This is a genomic window from Thiothrix caldifontis, from assembly GCF_900107695.1.
Taxonomy (GTDB): domain Bacteria; phylum Pseudomonadota; class Gammaproteobacteria; order Thiotrichales; family Thiotrichaceae; genus Thiothrix; species Thiothrix caldifontis.
On the sequence record NZ_FNQP01000009.1, the window covers coordinates 42,876 to 58,955 of the forward strand.

Below are 16,080 nucleotides of genomic sequence, written 5' to 3' on the forward strand. Positions count from 1 at the left end.
TAGTATGATTCCGGTTTTAGCCAACGACAGAGAACTTTGACGCATGACTGTAAAATCTTTCCACCCACCCGTTCGTACCCTCATGGGGCCTGGCCCTTCCGACGTTAGCCCGCGTGTATTGGGCGCAATGGCTCGCCCGACGCTGGGGCATCTTGACCCTGTATTCGTCGGCATGATGGACGAAGTGAAAGCGATGTTGCAATACGCTTTCCAAACCAAAAACGAGCTGACGATGGCGGTGTCTGCCCCCGGTTCGGCGGGCATGGAAACCTGCTTTGTGAATCTGGTTGAGCCGGGTGATAAGGTCATCGTTTGCCAAAACGGTGTATTCGGCGGGCGCATGAAAGAAAACGTCGAACGTTGCGGCGCAACCGCGATCATGGTGATGGATGACTGGGGCAAGCCGGTTGACCCGAACAAAGTTGAAGCTGCACTCAAGGCAAATCCTGATGCCAAAGTCGTGGCGTTTGTCCATGCAGAAACCTCCACGGGTGCGCAATCCGACGCGCAAACGTTGGTGAAACTGGCGCACGATTACGGTTGCTTGACCATCGTGGATGCGGTGACTTCATTGGCAGGTACACCGCTGAAAGTGGATGAGTGGGAAATCGACGCGATTTATTCCGGCACGCAAAAATGCTTGTCGTGCGTCCCCGGCATTTCCCCGGTGAGCTTCGGTGAACGTGCGATTGAACGCATTAAAAACCGCAAAACCCCGGTGCAAAGCTGGTTCATGGATATGAATCTGGTCATGGCTTACTGGGGTGGTGCGGGCAAACGCGCTTATCACCACACGGCTGCGGTTAACACCCTGTACGCGCTGCACGAATCGCTGGTGATGTTGCAGGAAGAAGGCTTGGAAAATTCATGGGCGCGTCATGCGCGTAACCATCAAGCCCTGAAAGCCGGTATCGAAGCAATGGGCTTGCGATTTGTGGTGGATGAAGCTTACCGCTTGCCGCAACTGAACTCTGTCACCCTGCCCGAAGGTATAGATGAAGCGGCGGTGCGTAGCGCGTTGCTCAACGATTACAGTCTGGAAATCGGGGCGGGCTTGGGCGCATTGGCGGGCAAAATCTGGCGCATCGGCTTGATGGGCTTTGCCAGCAATGAGAAGAACGTGCTGAATTGTTTGGGCGCGTTGGATGCGGTGCTGTCGGGGATGAATGCGCAGATTAATAGCGGTGTGGCGGTTAAGGCAGCGAAGCAGGCTTTCGCGCAGTAATCGTAGTAACTGACCCCAGACGTAGAAACGCAAAATCTTGCGTCTCTACGGCGCTATTCACCAGTATGCAAAGCTAATCTAGTTTTCGTAACCGCCAATCTGAATAACCTAGAAACAACAACATCAGCAAGCTTAAAAATCTCCACTTAAATAACGGACATCATGGAGATTTTCACATATGGACATTCAGAGCCGCAACAAAGCCAATACCTCGCCGGTACTCCCCAGAAGTGGCGGCAATCAAAACCAACAGGTGCGCAATGCCGCCGAACACCTGAACAACTTTTCCAACGGGACAAAAAACCCACCACACGTGCAGCAAGGCGATAACGGACGCAAGGATCTGTTGCAAAGCATTATGAACCTGATTCAGCGCCTGCTGGCACAATTTAACAAAGAACCCACACCGCCGAACGTACAGCCGGTTTACGGCGCGATCATTCCCGACAAACCACCCGTGCAACCGGTTTACGGCGCAATTATTCCTGATGAACCGTCCGTACAGCCGGTTTACGGCGTAATTCTTCCCGGTGACCCGATTGGCGTGCAACCGGTTTATGGCGCAATCAGAACACCTGCCGAGCAATCCGGCAACAAAACAATCTAAGGCCATCACCACATGACCGACACCCAAACAACCACACAATATACCCCCGGCGAACGCAGTTGCTACGCCGTCTGGGAGATTACCCTGAAATGTAATCTCGCCTGTAGTCACTGCGGTTCACGGGCGGGTGATGCGCGGGTCAATGAACTATCCACGGCTGAAGCACTGGATTTGGTGCATCAAATGGCAGATGTCGGCATCACCGAAGTCACGCTGATCGGTGGCGAAGCTTTCTTGCGCAGCGACTGGCTGGAAATAGCGGCTGAAATCGTCAAATGCGGCATGATTTGTTCCATGACTACGGGTGGTTATGGCATCAATTTAACCACCGCACAACGCATGAAGGCAGCGGGTATCAATCAGGTATCCGTTTCCGTGGATGGAATGCGCCACACCCATGACCGTTTGCGCGGCAAAATCGGTTCATGGAAATACGCCTTTGAAACGATGGGGCATTTACGCGAGGCAGGCATCCCGTTTGGTGCCAACACTCAGGTTAACCGCCACTCCGCCCCTGAGTTTCCGTTGTTGTTTCAGGCATTAATTGATGCCGGGGCAAAAGCATGGCAAATCCAAATGACCGTGCCGATGGGTAACGCAGCGGATAATTCCGACATCCTGTTGCAACCTGATGAGTTGCTATTATTCCACCCTCTACTGGCAAACCTCGCCAAACGTGGCTACCCGCAAGGCTTTTATGTGCAACCCGGCAATAATTACGGCTATTACGGCCCTTATGACCGCATGTTGCGCGGCTTTGGCAAACCCACCGAGTGGTCATTCTGGCAGGGTTGTTTTGCAGGCTTGCGCACTATTGGCATTGAAGCGGATGGCACAATCAAAGGCTGCCCGTCGCTGCCGACCGCTGCTTATTCGGGCGGAACTATCCGCGATGCTTCACTGGCGACTATTCTCACCGAACGCGACGAACTCACCTTCAACCTAAGTGCCGGAACACCTGCCGCCACGGATCACTTGTGGGGCTTCTGCAAAACCTGTGATTTTGCCGAATTGTGCCGGGGCGCGTGTAACTGGACTGCGCACGTATTCTTTAATCGGCGTGGCAATAATCCCTATTGCTACCACCGCTCGCTAGTCAATGCCGCGAATGGCGTGCGCGAACGCTTTGCCTTACGCAAAGCCGCCAGCGGTTTGCCCTTCGACAATGGTATTTTTGATCTATTTGCAGAAGATGCTCTCAGCACTGCTGCCGCTGATCCCATGCGCTTCACGTCCGATAAAATCCAATGGCCACAAGCGTGGTTGGCGGAAAATCCTAAATTATCCAGCGCATTACAGCACGAGGTAGAGCAGAATGTCAGGGATATGCGCAATGCCCGCTTATCCGCCCAAATTTGACCAAATAAATTAATTTAATTATATTAATCCCACAGTAAATGAACCCTTGCCTATTGAACAGTGGATCGCTGTTCACGCAAAAAGCCTGTCAAAGCGACATCAGCTTGCTCTTTACTAGGGCGGGGACTGACGGGTAGTGCGAATTGCATTGCGTTTCTAGGAAACCAATATCGCACTACCCGTCGTCCCCGCATCGAGTGTAGCAAGCTGATCTTCTGGATGAACGAAGGTATTTACTGCCCAATAGCCGACTTCGTGTCGGCTATTTCATTAAAAATAATAGAAAATCAGGGATTTGCATGAGCCAACTCACCCGCCAGCAACTCTACGACAAAATTAAAGAAACCTCCAAGGATGAATACATCCTAAGCGAGATGCAACGCTTAGGCTACTGGAAGGAAGACGCACAGCCAACGCTGGCAGCATCCCTGATCAAACGCCGTGGCGACTTGCAACGCCAAATCAATGCCTTATCGTCGCAAATCACTGACCCGCAAGCCGCGCTCAAAGCCATCCACCAAGAACGCATGGCAGCAGCTCGTCAGCAACGCATTGATACCAAGGTCAAACGCGAAGTCGACCGCTACCACCGCGCACAGGCTTGGCACGAAAAGCAGCAAAATCACATCCATTACCTCGGTGACGCTGCCGGATTCAAACCCTCTGCCGCCGCTGATGTGTCCGATGCAGAACGCCTCAACAGCCTCGGCTTACCCGTCTATTCCAATGCCGCCGAACTCGCCGCAGGCATGGGCATTACCCTCAACGAATTGCGCTTTCTGACCTACAGCAATCAAGTGTCGCGGGTGTGCCACTACCAGCATTTTGCGATGCAGAAAAAATCCGGCGGCACACGCCTGATTTCCGCGCCGATGCCGCGCTTGAAACGCCTGCAATACTGGGTGTTGGACAATATTCTGCAACCACTGGAACTCACCGAACAAGCGCACGGTTTCGTCACTGGGCGCAGCATTGTCAGCAATGCCCAGCCACATTTGGCGCAAAAAGTCGTGATCAATATGGATCTGAAAGACTTTTTCCCCACCGTCACCTACCCGCGCATCAAAGGCACGTTTGCGCAACTCGGCTACAACAACGAAGTTGCATCGCTGCTCGCGCTGCTGTGTTCCGAAGCCGATACGCAAACGGTGGAAATGGACGGGCAACGTTATTATCTCAACAGTACCAGCCGCCGCTTGCCGCAAGGTGCACCCACCAGCCCCGCCTTGAGTAACGTGATTTGCCGCACGCTGGACAAACGCTTGCAAGGCTTGGCGACCAAACACGGTTTTGCCTACACCCGTTACGCCGACGACTTAACGTTTTCCGGCACGGATACTGCCGCCGTTCCCGCCTTGTTATACGGCGCAAAAGCCACGGTGACAGCGGAAGGTTTCAACGTCCACCCCGACAAAACCCGCATCATGAAACAGGGCAGCAAGCAGGAAGTCACCGGCATTGTGGTCAACCAACACCTGTCGGTCGATAACAAAAAGCTTAAGCAATTCCGCGCCCTGCTGTTCCAGATCGACAAAGACGGCTACGGCGACAAAAGCTGGGGCAATGGTTACAACATTCTCGCCAGCATCAAAAGTTACGCGCATTACGTGCGCATGGTGAACCCCGAAAAAGGCAGCCAATTTCTGCAACAGATTGCCGCCATCCAGCAAAAACACGGCAAACCCAATGTGGCGATGAAGTTCAGCACGACGCAATTCCGTGAACGTGCTGCGCAAGGTAAGTTACCGCTGGACGCGATGCACGTTGCGCCCATCAAACCAGCCCCGACGCTGGATGACACGATTCAACACCGCGACGTTTTGCCACAAGTAGAAGCTGCGCTAGGTCTGTCTGTACCCGAAGCTGTCGAAACTGAGCCTGAATCTACGCCCGCTACAACGCCTGAAACACCTAACCAGCCGCAAGGTTTGGTATCCACCCTGATGTCCTTGCTGAGAGGTAAATCATGAAACTGATTCGCCGTACTACCTTGCGCTTTCAGGACGGCACGTCCGACAAAGTGTACGAAGTTGACATAGTGGAAGCCGCTGATGACAGCTATTTGGTCAATTTCCGCTACGGACGTTCCGGCAAACCATTGACCGAAGGCAGCAAAACCGCCGCACCAGTGGATTCTGCCAAAGCCCAAAAAGTCGCCGATAGCCTGCTGGTCAGCAAGATGAACAAAGGCTACCAAGTGCTAATGGGCTACAACCCTGTAACGGGTGAAACCATTGGCGCAAGTGCCGCTGCGCAACCCGCAGCCGCGCCCCGCAAAGGCAAAAAAGCCCAAAGCCGTGACCAGCAAATCCTCGACCGCTTACACAAGTTTGCCGAGAGCGACACGATTACGATTGACGGTTACAGTTTGAGCCGCAGCGTGTGGAAAGCGGGCGAATTGCGTATTCCTGAACTCACCCCTACCCTGCAAACCTTGCTGACCAACCTACCAGCAAAAGCCAAAGATGATGCGATGACTTATTACAGCATCGCATGGGCAGCAGGACGTACCCGTGACCCTGCCGCCTTCACTGTCTTGCAACAGCTTCAAGACAAAATTCCCGCACACTTGTACCAATTTGCGTGTTTGCAAGTGGGGCAACCACCGGAAAGCGTGTTGCCAGCCTTCGACCAAACGTTGGATGCGATACAAGCCATCGAAGCCATCCAAGCCTTCGACCATTATGCCGCGATGTCTTTCGACCGTTTGAATAAGGAAGATCGGGAATACATTAAACAGGTGCTGCATTGGCAAGGGCTGACCGCCGTTGTCGAACAAGCCTTAAGCCAAACCGTGTTAACGGATGCCGATCAGGATTTCATGCAACTGCGCCTTGATGCCACCAGTTACGCGCAAATTCAGATGAATAAAGCTGCCGTGCCAGAACTCGAAACCGCGATTATGGACGTATTGCGTTATCACTATAACGCCTTGCTTGATCATAAAAAACATGAATACAAAGATGATTTCAACTTATATACCCAACTGTTAGCAGGTATGAATCTGGAAACCGTGTTGGCAAACGACACTTGGAGTATTGAACGCGCCCGCGAAGGCAATGTGCAATACCTCTGGGGTGACACCAAACGCAACCTGCAAAATGCCCTGAAAGCCACCGGTAAAGTGAAAAGTATCAGCAGCTTGTGGCAACGGGTGATCAACTACTACGAGCTACACAGCAAACGCCAACAAGACGTTTCCGCCGAACGTTTACAGCAATGCTACGCCCTGTTGCGCACCCACGATGCCTATGAGGATGTCGTCAAGTGTATCGTCCCTAAGATCAGTGCCGACCGCTGGTTTTATGGCTACCAACACGAAGTTAGCCCCACCATTCGCAGCAAATACGACACTTCATTGTCTTACCATGTACGGCGTTTGTTCCAAAACCGCTTTGCTGATTTACGCCAAGATGCTCTCAAACCTAAAGAGCAATTGCTGGAACATTACAGCCAACAGGTGGTAAGTTTGTACGCGCTTGCCAGCATCCAACCGGAAAAACGTGCGTTAGCAATGACCGCTATCCAACACGCGCCCGTCAATCAATCGTTTACGGCATCGTTCCGCAAACTCTACAAAATGGCAGAGTTTTTGGATGACCACGCCGCGCTTGCAATCTTGAATCATCGGCTGGAAACCACGCCCGACGATGGCAAACGCTACGATTGGCGCGACGAAAACCCCAGTTTTACCCAGCAAAGCAAACGCTATTTGCGCCGCCGCACCGTGCGTCATTTACGCAATCTCGGTAAATTTGCGCCCAACGATTATTTGCAACTAGCCCGGGAAATTCTGGTGTTGGCAGACGATGCGTCACCGCAAGCGCAACGTACCCCGAAAAAACAGCTTATTTATTTCCCTGCTTTGGCTGCCATGAACTTTATCTTGCACCGTCACAGCCACTTGTACGAAATGAGCTACAAAGGCGACTGGATGTTGCACGAAAACCGTTCTAATGAAGCCAATCAACCGGAAGCGTTCGCGACACTGTGGGCGTATGCGGGGCAAGATTTGCTCTACATTTTGCGCCGTTGCAAAGCCGCGATGGTGAACAATTTTGCTTTCCGTCGCCTGCAACCCCAAACCGTATTTTTACAGGAACAAGCGCAAGCGACATGGTTGGAACTGGTGGTGCGTCCTTACGAAAATACCGCGCTGCTGGCGTTGGAACATTTACGCGATAACTTGCAGCAAACCGAGGTGGTGTTCGCGCTATTGAATGCACAGTTTGCCGCCATTCGTCATCACGGTTTGGCGAATTTGACCCCGACACATTTTGCGGAAAATCCCGATTTGCTATTGGATTTGCTGCTCTCACCCCACGACGATGTGCGGCTATTCGCCAAAAACTACGTGTATGCGATGCAGGATAATCATCACCTGCTGCCGATACTGTTAGCACGCCCCGAAGCTGAGCTGCAAGCCTTAGGCATTGCCTTGATCAGCAAACTCAGTGATGCTGAAAAACTGCAATACCGCGTGCTGTTGTTCAACGCACTGACGGATGAAAATGCCGAATTACGCCGTGGAGTACGCAGCGTCGTGCTGTCAATCCACGATGCTGCTTTCCAGAAAGACATTTTCGCGCACATTTTACCGGTGCTGTTCAAAGCCGAACCTGTCGACGGTTACAGCGACGACATGCTGGCGATTGTGCAAGCAGTTGCAGCGATTCATGCCGAAATTGATCAAAACTTGCTGTGGCGTTTGCTGACCGCGAAAAGCAAATTGGCGGAACGGGCTGGGGCATTGATCTTGCCTGCTCACTCTGCCAGCGCGTTTTCAATCAAGCAGTTGGCGATGTTGACCAAAATTCCCACTTTGCAAGTTCGTGCGTGGGCAATGGCAGCATTGCAAGCCGATCCTGCGCGGGTGACTGAACAATTCGCCGAAGCGGTGCGGATTTTAGACAACCGTTGGGACGATACCCGCACCCAAGCGATTGCGCTGTTTGCGGCGTTTGAGGCGGACTTTTGGACAAGCGAACGCGTGGTGGCGGTTTGTGATCAGGTCTACCATGATGTACAGCAATTCGGGCGCGAACTGGTGTTGCGCGGCTTTGAACACGGCGAAGGTGAAACTTATTTGCTGCAATTGAGCCAGCACCCTGCCAATAACGTGCAATTGTTCGTGTCAAATTTCTTGCAGCAATACGCCAGCGACAAGCCCGCCACAATCCTCCAGTTGCAAGGCTATTTCAATACCGTGTTGTCGCAGGTGAATCGTGGGCGTTTGGTCAAAGACCGGGTGATTGCCTTCCTGTTCACCGAATCCGGCAAGGATGAGCAAGTGGCACGCATGGTGGCGGCATTGTTCACCGACCAATCCCTGAGCCGCGTGATTGCCGATAAAGCACGTTACATCAAGACTTTGTTTGAATTGCAAAACCGCTACGGCATCCAACAAACGCCGGTCAAAATCATTGCGCCAACGGTGAGGGCTTACTGATGGAATTTTCCCGCAAATACCACGGCAACTCGCAAGTCTCGAACAATAGCCGTGAAACGAATATGTCCTTCGTGCCGGATGCATTGCGTAACCCGACATTTTTTGCGGCGGATTTGGGGCAACATATTCCATTCCGCGAAGCCATGTCCGCGCTGCATCAGGTGGTGGTGTCGGATATGAGCTTCCAGCCCAAAGACAAATCCGATTACAAAGCCTGGCTGAAAGCGCAAGAAGATGTGTTTTTAGCAGAAGCAATGGCAAAACAGGGGAAAATTAAGGCGCAACTGGATGAATTACGCCAGCAAATGCGCGAAGTGCAACACGCTGAAAGTGCCGTTTTGTCGCCGTTCTACACTGCGCGTTCCAAGTATTTCCAGTATTTGTACAAGAACGATATTGATGCGTGGTATGTGCTTGATCCGGTGATCACCGTTCACCCTGACAGCATTTTCTTTGAATGCTTTTCGCAGGACGAATCGAGTTACGGCAAACTGAGTTGCCGTTACGAAGTGTTTAAGAATGTACGCGAACACGCTTACGGCACGACCAATATCGACTATTCGCACGAGTTGTATCAGGAATTCCAGAAAATCCGCGATTACAAACGCACCGAATTTGTGATTGATCCGTCGGGCTTTGAAGTTAAAACTGATCTGAGCGATGACTTTAAGGAGGAGAAAATCGACCTGCCCGACAGTTGGGTACGCGGTTTTCTGCAAGTCAGTTCGGCGATGAGTTTGCCGTTTACGACCCTCAATCTGCACCCGATGGATATGTACAATGTCTTGCTGTTTTTGAAGCGGCATAAGGAAAAAACCGGGCCGCGTTCCTTGCGGTTTTGCCTGACACCGGATCAGCCGATTCAGGTAAAGTTTGATCCGTGGGGCGAAACCTTGACGTGTCCGCGCAGTGTTTACACCGGCAATGCGGCGCAGGAAGTACGAATTTGGGGACGGCGGCGGTTGTTCATACTGGAACGTTTGCTGCCTATCGTGAAACATTTCCGCGTGAGTTTGCTGGGTTCGGGTTTGCCGAGCTTTTGGGTGGCGGAAATGGAGCACATGACCTTCACGCTGGGTTTGTCGGGTTGGAGTGCTAATGACTTTTCGCGCATGGGCAATTTCGACCTGATGGCTCCGCGTGGGGAAGTGGATAACGTCACCGCCGAGCGTGTGTTTGCGGCGTTACAGACGACTTGGCAGGAAAGTGCGACCTCACTAGCGTTGCGATTGGGGTTAGATGAGCTAACGGTTAAATCCGCACTAGGGATTTATTCACAATACGGGCGCGTGTTGTACGACATGGATAAGGATGTGTACCGCATCCGCGAACTCAGCAAAGACCCGTTGCCAATGGATAAGCTGCGTTTCAGCAATGAGCGCGAGGCGAAAGCGGATAATTTCCGTAAGGCGGGCTTGGTGACGGTGATTGCGCGGGAAGCGCAGCAGAATGGCAGGCAGTTAGTGCGTGGCGAAGTGATCGACAATACGCATACTTACCAGCCGGAGATTACGCTGGATGCGGATATGCGGCTGGTGGAAGCGAAGTGTTCTTGCCACTTCTACATTCAGAACAAGCTGAATCAAGGGCCGTGTGAGCATATGTTGGCGGTGCGCTTGGAAACCAATAACGCCAATTCCTAGTAAAATACTAAGGTTTATGGGTAATCGTAACTAAGAGCTTCTACAATTCAGTCATCGTAATATTGGTAGCAAGAGGAAATTGTTATGTTTAATCCCATTGAAATTCCATTCGGTGCCACGATGTTGTTTAATGTGGTTGACTTGAAAGAAGGTGTAACCGTTGAAGACGTAGAAATCTTATTGGGCGAAATGTGTAATGTCGTCAAAAATAACTACGGCGATGATAATGGAGGATTTATAGGCGGACAAGTCTACCGCAATGCCGGTTTTATTTCCGAAGAGGGCAGCGTCGGTAGCGATGACAGTCACAAAAATAAGCGCGTTAAACAAAACATGGGCGATATTGTCATCGTGACTTATTGGAAGTCTTTTGAACAACACGAAAAATCTCATGCTGACAAATTGTTTAAAGAGAAATTCTCACAATTAGCCGCATATTGTGATGATACCTACGAAGTCGGCTATGAAATGTTGTGGCAGGGCGTCCCTGAAGAGCATTGATGCATAGTAGCTTTGCGAAGGCAGTTTAATTGGCTGCCTTTGCAGCAACACTTTGACGCAATAGACTTAAGTAATGCTGGGTTGCGTAACCATCCGCTGGTAAATTGACATCTAGCTGCCAGCGACGTAACGCAGAACGGGTATTTGGCCCTAATTTACCATCCACGCCATCGGTGTTATAGCCTACTGCTGTCAATAACGTTTGTAACTCAATTTTTTCTGCATGACTTAAGGGCTTATCTTCCGTAGGCCAATCCGCCGATAATGGTGGCTTACCCTGAATACGATCCCCCAAATACCCAACCGCCAGCGCATAATTCTGAGCGTTATTGTATTTGAGAATTGCCTGAAAATTACGTAATGCCAAAAATGCAGGGCCACGATACCCGGCGGGTAAAAATACAAATGCTTCATTCGTACTGTCCAGCACTTGTCCATTTATGGCATTCACACCACCAACCATGCTCCAGATATTCAGCGGCAACCAATAATCAGTATCAGCTTTTGACCAATCAAAACTGGCAGGCAAGCGTACCTCAAAACCCCACGGCTGATCACGTTCCCAACCAGAATGGGCGAGGTAATTGGCAGTAGAGGCTAAAGCATCCGGGATACTACTCACTAAATCACGATGCCCATCTCCATCAAAGTCAACAGCATAAGCTTCAAAGGTCGTTGGAATAAATTGCGTATGGCCAATAGCGCCCGCCCATGAACCTTGCATAGCAACAGGCGGCATATCACCATTTTGCAAAATCCGTAAAGCCGCAATCAGTTGTTTTTGCCAAAACTCACGCCGTTCTATCTCACCCGCATACGCCAACGTTGCCAATGAACGCACAATGCTATAGCGCCCCGTATGGTTACCAAAATTACTTTCCAGTCCCCATACAGCTAATAAGTACTCAGGTTGTACACCATATTGAGCATGGATACGCTGCAATAGGGGAGCATAATCGTGCAGGAGTTTTTGCCCATTAGCAATGCGCTCAGGCGAAGCAGCTGTTTCGAGGTATTCCCAAACAGTTTTAGTAAATTCAGGTTGATGAGCTTCTAAGCGTAAGACTTTTTTGTCCAGTAACAGACTTCGCAATGCACTATCAACCGTTTCGGCGTGAATGCCTTCTGCAATAGCAGCCTCACGAAATTGTTGCTTCCATGCATTGAATGCACTATCAACCGTAGTGCTATATCCAAATAACACCGCAGCAAGCAACAACACTATCGGCAGCCAATGTAACCATTTCCGGTTCATTCAGCCGTTCCACACACTCGAAAAATCATCGAAGTATAATAGCAGAGTTATCTGAAAACGGTTGGTGAAGACCAAACTTTAGTCTTTCTTCTTGCCAGCAGGACGGGCAAATGGACTGACATTCCCTGCCACACTCCCCCCATCCAACGAATGAATTTTACTAACACCCGTGTGTTCCACCTCGTCAATACGAATCACGGAATGGATAGGAATGAAACTGCGCTTCACCGCTTCAAACTCTGTCTTGAGACGCTCTTCACCTGGGTCAATGACCAAAGTACTTTGCGTACCAAAAACAATTTCTTCTACCACAACGAAACCGTACAAATCGGATTCATAAACTTGGCGAGCAAAGATTTCATAAATTTTGTCTTGGTTAACAAAGGAAATGCGGTAGATGCTGCGGTCACTACTCAACGGTTTTGCCTCAAAAAATTGACTAGTTGTAGCAGAAAACAGGAAAAAAGTCACTGCCTCCTAATAGTATAGCCCAGCCCCTGCTATTTAGTGTTTGAATAAATGAGGCGCTTTTGCTTTATTGACTTGCCAACCAGCTCGACCCGGCTTACCTCTCGGCAACACTTGCTTCACTTTGAGACTACCTTGCTTTTTCGCTGTCGTATTCACCACGGGTAAAGCAATCGCTTGCCCACTCAAACCGTTATACACGGCTAATACTTTACGCACATAATGTTGAGTTTCATGATAGGGTGGAATGCCCTGATATTTATCCACGGCTCCTTCACCTGCATTATAAGCAGCAATCGCTTTATATAAATCACCATTATAACGTTTCATCAACCAACTCAAGTAGCGGGTTCCGCCGTGGATATTCTCACGCGTATCAAAAGCATCCGATACACCAAAACGTTCTGCCGTCGCCGGAATCAATTGCATCAAGCCTTGTGCACCTTTAGGTGACACAGCAGTGCTGTTATAACACGATTCCACCGCGATCACAGCTTTAACCATATCGGCGCTAACACCATACTTTTCGGCGTATTTCTCGATAGATTCAAGGTGTACTTCTGCTTTTTGATTGACTGCACCTGCATTCGTACCGCAGCCCGCAGCAACAGGTGCACTCACAAGACCGAGCAAAATGGTAATCATAGTATTTCTGAGACGAATCATGTGTTTTTTCCAAAGCAAACTAACGCCCAGTATATTAGAAAAATCTAATGTTTCAAGTAAGCATTAGAAAGTAGGGGTAAAAGCCTAGTTCACCCCTACTCCAGCTATTAAATATCGCGCAACAATTCGTTAATACCCACTTTACTACGGGTTTTCGCATCAACTTTCTTCACAATAACGGCACAATACAAGCTGTATTTACCATCGCTGGATGGCAAGTTGCCAGAAACTACCACAGAACCCGCCGGAACGCGCCCATACATGACTTCGCCGGTTTCACGGTCGTAGATGCGCGTACTTTGACCGATATACACGCCCATCGAAATCACCGCGCCCTCTTCCACAATCACACCCTCAACGACTTCCGAGCGTGCGCCAATGAAGCAGTTGTCTTCGATAATGGTAGGGCCTGCTTGCACTGGCTCTAACACGCCACCGATGCCCACGCCGCCGGACAAATGCACGTTCTTACCGATTTGTGCACAAGAACCCACCGTTGCCCAGGTATCCACCATCGTGCCACTATCCACATACGCGCCAATATTGACGTAAGATGGCATCAGTACACAGCCCGGAGCAATATAGGAACCACGCCGTGCAATCGCATTCGGCACCACACGCACACCACCAGCAGCAAATTCATCCGCACTCATCCCCGCAAATTTGGAAGGCACTTTGTCGTAATAGTTGGTGCAACCGCCATCCATCACTTCGTTATCGTTTAAGCGGAACGACAATAGCACCGCCTTTTTCAACCACTGATTCACTTCCCAGTTACCCACACCGTGTTGGGTAGCGATGCGCAATTTACCTGCATTCAGCAGTTCCAAAGCCTCATTCACGGCATCGCGAACTGGGCTTTCAGCATTGCGCGGGTTGATGTCGGCGCGGCGCTCGAAGGCTTCTTCGATAATGCTTTGCAGTTGGCTTACGTCTGACATTCTTTTCTCCAAATTTTACAGGGTTTTAACTACGCGTCGGATACGTTCCGCCGCTTCAATACATTCATTTAAGGGGGCAACCAGAGCCAAGCGTACTCGCCCTGCCCCCGGATTTATCCCACCCGCTTCCCGTGACAAATAGCTACCGGGAACCACATTGACGTGCGCACGGGCAAACAATTCACGGGTAAACACGGCATCATCTACCGGCGTTTTGGGCCACAAGTAAAAGCCTGCTGGGGGCATGGTCACATCCAGCACGGGGGCAAGTATATCCATCACCGCCGTGAATTTCTGCCGGTACAAGTCACGGTTTTCCAGCACATGTGCTTCATCCGCCCACGCCGCCACACTTGCCGCTTGAAAGGGTGGTGACATCGCGCAACCATGATACGTGCGGAATAACAAAAACTGCTGGAGAATAGCGGCATCGCCCGCCACAAAACCGGAACGCATCCCCGGCGCGTTGGAACGTTTCGACAAGCTATGAAATACCACGCAACGCTTCCATGCCGTATTGCCCATCGCCGCAGCCGCTTGCAATAACCCTGGCGGTGGATTGGCTTCATCGGCGTAGAGTTCGGAATAGCACTCATCCGATGCGACAATAAAGTCATGTTCTTCTGCGAGTTTCAGGATCAATTGCAAGGTTTCCAACGGCATCACAGCACCCGTGGGATTACCGGGGCTGCAAATATAAAGCAACTGGCAACGCACCCATGTCGCCGCAGGCACTGCCGCAAAGTCGGGAATAAAACCGTTTTCTTCCGTACAATTCAGGAACACCGGCTCAGCCCCTGCCAATAAGGCAGCCCCTTCGTAAATTTGGTAGAACGGGTTAGGCATAACAATCGCCGCATCCGCTTTGCGTGCTACCACCGCTTGGGCAAAAGCAAACAGTGCTTCGCGTGTACCGTTGACGGGGATGACGTGTTGTTCCGCATCTACCGAACCGGCCGGAAGTTGAAAACGCTGCATCAACCACTTAGCAATCGTTTCACGCAACGCTGCACTGCCTTTGGTCAACGGGTAATTCGCCAAACCGCTCATATTCGCAGCAATGGCTTCAGCGATAAACGTCGGTGTCGGGTGCTTCGGCTCCCCCATTGCCAACGACACTGCGGGCAAGTCCGCAGGGCTAATGCCTTGCAGCAAGGTACGAATGCGTTCAAACGGGTAGGCTTGCAAGCAGGCAAGATCAGGGTTCATGGAGCGCAGTTATCCCAAACAGTGGTGAAAACACCAGAGTATAACGGAAAACCTGAATCTCCTGAAACGCTACAGCGGCAAAGAATTCGTTGCTGCATTCACCAGTGGTGAGTGGTAATACCCTGATTCTGATAAGGCGAGCGCCTGATGCAGGGTGTTCCGTTGCAGCCGGGCTTCAATGCCTTGTTTAACCCTGCCCCACTCGGTGTCAAGAATACTGTAAATAGCCGTATCGCGAATAACACCATCCGGCATAATCGCGCTACGACGCAAAATACCTTCTTGTACCGCCCCCATTTTTTCTAATGAACGGCGTGAAGCCACATTGCGGATATCAGTTTTGAATTGCACCCGCAAAATACCAAACGTTTCAAACGCATGGCGTAGCAGTAGGTATTTGCTTTCAAGATTAACCCCGCTGCGTTGGTATTCAGGCGCATACCAAGTACCACCGATTTCTAGCCTCATGTGTTTCATGCAAATATCGCGGAAACGAGTACTGCCAATCGCCCGACCGGAGGCATTATCAATGACAGCAAACGGCAAGTCAGTTCCGCCTTCACGCAAACGGATAGCGTTATTAATAAAGGCTTCCATCTGCGCTCGTTCGGTCATATCACCGTAAAACATGTATTTCCAGATATTTTCGTCACGAGCCGCTTGCAACAAGTCGGACAAATGCCACTCAATCAAGGGTTCAAGGCGTACCAAACGGCCTTCTAACGTCATAGGTTGTAATGTCATAACCTATACCCAC

The 16,080-nt window shown here is 50.7% G+C and carries 13 protein-coding genes; 7 read left to right on the forward strand and 6 right to left on the reverse strand.

The window, feature by feature from the left end; all coding sequences use genetic code 11:
• The first annotated feature begins 43 nt into the window (after positions 1-43).
• The 7 genes from BLV87_RS08900 (at position 44) to BLV87_RS08930 (ending at position 10,784) form a co-directional block, all read left to right on the forward strand.
• On the forward strand, positions 44-1,225 hold the full coding sequence (locus tag BLV87_RS08900) for a pyridoxal-phosphate-dependent aminotransferase family protein (RefSeq protein WP_093067670.1): 1,182 nt from the start codon (positions 44-46) through the stop codon (positions 1,223-1,225).
• Between the two features lie 178 nt (positions 1,226-1,403).
• Positions 1,404-1,832 (forward strand): hypothetical protein, encoded by a 429-nt coding sequence (locus BLV87_RS08905; RefSeq protein ID WP_093067673.1) that lies wholly within the window; start codon positions 1,404-1,406, stop codon positions 1,830-1,832.
• A gap of 12 nt (positions 1,833-1,844) precedes the next feature.
• A complete protein-coding gene (locus tag BLV87_RS08910; protein WP_093067676.1) occupies positions 1,845-3,191 on the forward strand; it encodes a radical SAM/SPASM domain-containing protein in 1,347 nt (448 codons plus the stop codon).
• A 299-nt stretch (positions 3,192-3,490) separates the two neighbouring features.
• The gene (locus tag BLV87_RS08915) at positions 3,491-5,161 is read left to right on the forward strand and encodes a reverse transcriptase family protein (RefSeq protein ID WP_093067679.1); all 1,671 of its coding nucleotides are present in this window, start codon (positions 3,491-3,493) and stop codon (positions 5,159-5,161) included.
• Positions 5,158-8,640: a hypothetical protein gene (locus BLV87_RS08920; RefSeq protein WP_093067682.1), complete on the forward strand. Its 3,483-nt coding sequence runs from the start codon at positions 5,158-5,160 to the stop codon at positions 8,638-8,640. The genes BLV87_RS08915 and BLV87_RS08920 overlap by 4 nt, the downstream gene beginning before the upstream one ends.
• On the forward strand, positions 8,640-10,283 hold the full coding sequence (locus BLV87_RS08925; RefSeq protein ID WP_093067685.1) for an SWIM zinc finger family protein: 1,644 nt from the start codon (positions 8,640-8,642) through the stop codon (positions 10,281-10,283). Before BLV87_RS08920 ends, BLV87_RS08925 begins: the two co-directional genes overlap by 1 nt.
• Before the next feature lie 84 nt (positions 10,284-10,367).
• Positions 10,368-10,784, forward strand: a complete 417-nt coding sequence (locus tag BLV87_RS08930; protein ID WP_093067688.1) for a hypothetical protein — start codon at positions 10,368-10,370, stop codon at positions 10,782-10,784.
• A gap of 25 nt (positions 10,785-10,809) precedes the next feature.
• Here the strand turns inward: BLV87_RS08930 and BLV87_RS08935 are convergent, their stop codons facing one another.
• From BLV87_RS08935 to BLV87_RS08960, 6 genes are all read right to left on the reverse strand, one after another.
• Positions 10,810-12,039: a lytic murein transglycosylase gene (locus BLV87_RS08935; protein ID WP_093067691.1), complete on the reverse strand. Its 1,230-nt coding sequence runs from the start codon at positions 12,037-12,039 to the stop codon at positions 10,810-10,812.
• Positions 12,040-12,117: 78 nt separating this feature from the next.
• Positions 12,118-12,456, reverse strand: coding sequence for a DUF1820 family protein (locus tag BLV87_RS08940; protein WP_093067935.1), 339 nt, complete (start codon positions 12,454-12,456; stop codon positions 12,118-12,120).
• Positions 12,457-12,543: 87 nt separating this feature from the next.
• On the reverse strand, positions 12,544-13,173 hold the full coding sequence (locus BLV87_RS08945) for a lytic transglycosylase domain-containing protein (protein ID WP_093067693.1): 630 nt from the start codon (positions 13,171-13,173) through the stop codon (positions 12,544-12,546).
• Between the two features lie 107 nt (positions 13,174-13,280).
• Positions 13,281-14,114 (reverse strand): 2,3,4,5-tetrahydropyridine-2,6-dicarboxylate N-succinyltransferase, encoded by an 834-nt coding sequence (gene dapD / locus BLV87_RS08950; RefSeq protein WP_093067698.1) that lies wholly within the window; start codon positions 14,112-14,114, stop codon positions 13,281-13,283.
• A 15-nt stretch (positions 14,115-14,129) separates the two neighbouring features.
• The gene (dapC, locus tag BLV87_RS08955) at positions 14,130-15,323 is read right to left on the reverse strand and encodes a succinyldiaminopimelate transaminase (protein ID WP_093067700.1); all 1,194 of its coding nucleotides are present in this window, start codon (positions 15,321-15,323) and stop codon (positions 14,130-14,132) included.
• A 69-nt stretch (positions 15,324-15,392) separates the two neighbouring features.
• Positions 15,393-16,067, reverse strand: coding sequence for a GNAT family N-acetyltransferase (locus BLV87_RS08960; RefSeq protein ID WP_093067702.1), 675 nt, complete (start codon positions 16,065-16,067; stop codon positions 15,393-15,395).
• Positions 16,068-16,080 lie beyond the last annotated feature (13 nt).

Excerpts from the sequence above, each read along its gene's own strand:
- BLV87_RS08920 (WP_093067682.1), top strand. The coding sequence starts at position 5,158 with ATGAAACTGATTCGCCGTACTACCTTGCGCTTTCAGGACGGCACGTCC.
- dapC (WP_093067700.1), bottom strand. The coding sequence starts at position 15,323 with ATGAACCCTGATCTTGCCTGCTTGCAAGCCTACCCGTTTGAACGCATT.
- BLV87_RS08930 (WP_093067688.1), top strand. The coding sequence starts at position 10,368 with ATGTTTAATCCCATTGAAATTCCATTCGGTGCCACGATGTTGTTTAAT.
- BLV87_RS08925 (WP_093067685.1), top strand. The coding sequence starts at position 8,640 with ATGGAATTTTCCCGCAAATACCACGGCAACTCGCAAGTCTCGAACAAT.
- dapD (WP_093067698.1), bottom strand. The coding sequence starts at position 14,114 with ATGTCAGACGTAAGCCAACTGCAAAGCATTATCGAAGAAGCCTTCGAG.
- BLV87_RS08900 (WP_093067670.1), top strand. The coding sequence starts at position 44 with ATGACTGTAAAATCTTTCCACCCACCCGTTCGTACCCTCATGGGGCCT.
- BLV87_RS08945 (WP_093067693.1), bottom strand. The coding sequence starts at position 13,173 with ATGATTCGTCTCAGAAATACTATGATTACCATTTTGCTCGGTCTTGTG.
- BLV87_RS08960 (WP_093067702.1), bottom strand. The coding sequence starts at position 16,067 with ATGACATTACAACCTATGACGTTAGAAGGCCGTTTGGTACGCCTTGAA.
- BLV87_RS08905 (WP_093067673.1), top strand. The coding sequence starts at position 1,404 with ATGGACATTCAGAGCCGCAACAAAGCCAATACCTCGCCGGTACTCCCC.
- BLV87_RS08915 (WP_093067679.1), top strand. The coding sequence starts at position 3,491 with ATGAGCCAACTCACCCGCCAGCAACTCTACGACAAAATTAAAGAAACC.
- BLV87_RS08935 (WP_093067691.1), bottom strand. The coding sequence starts at position 12,039 with ATGAACCGGAAATGGTTACATTGGCTGCCGATAGTGTTGTTGCTTGCT.
- BLV87_RS08910 (WP_093067676.1), top strand. The coding sequence starts at position 1,845 with ATGACCGACACCCAAACAACCACACAATATACCCCCGGCGAACGCAGT.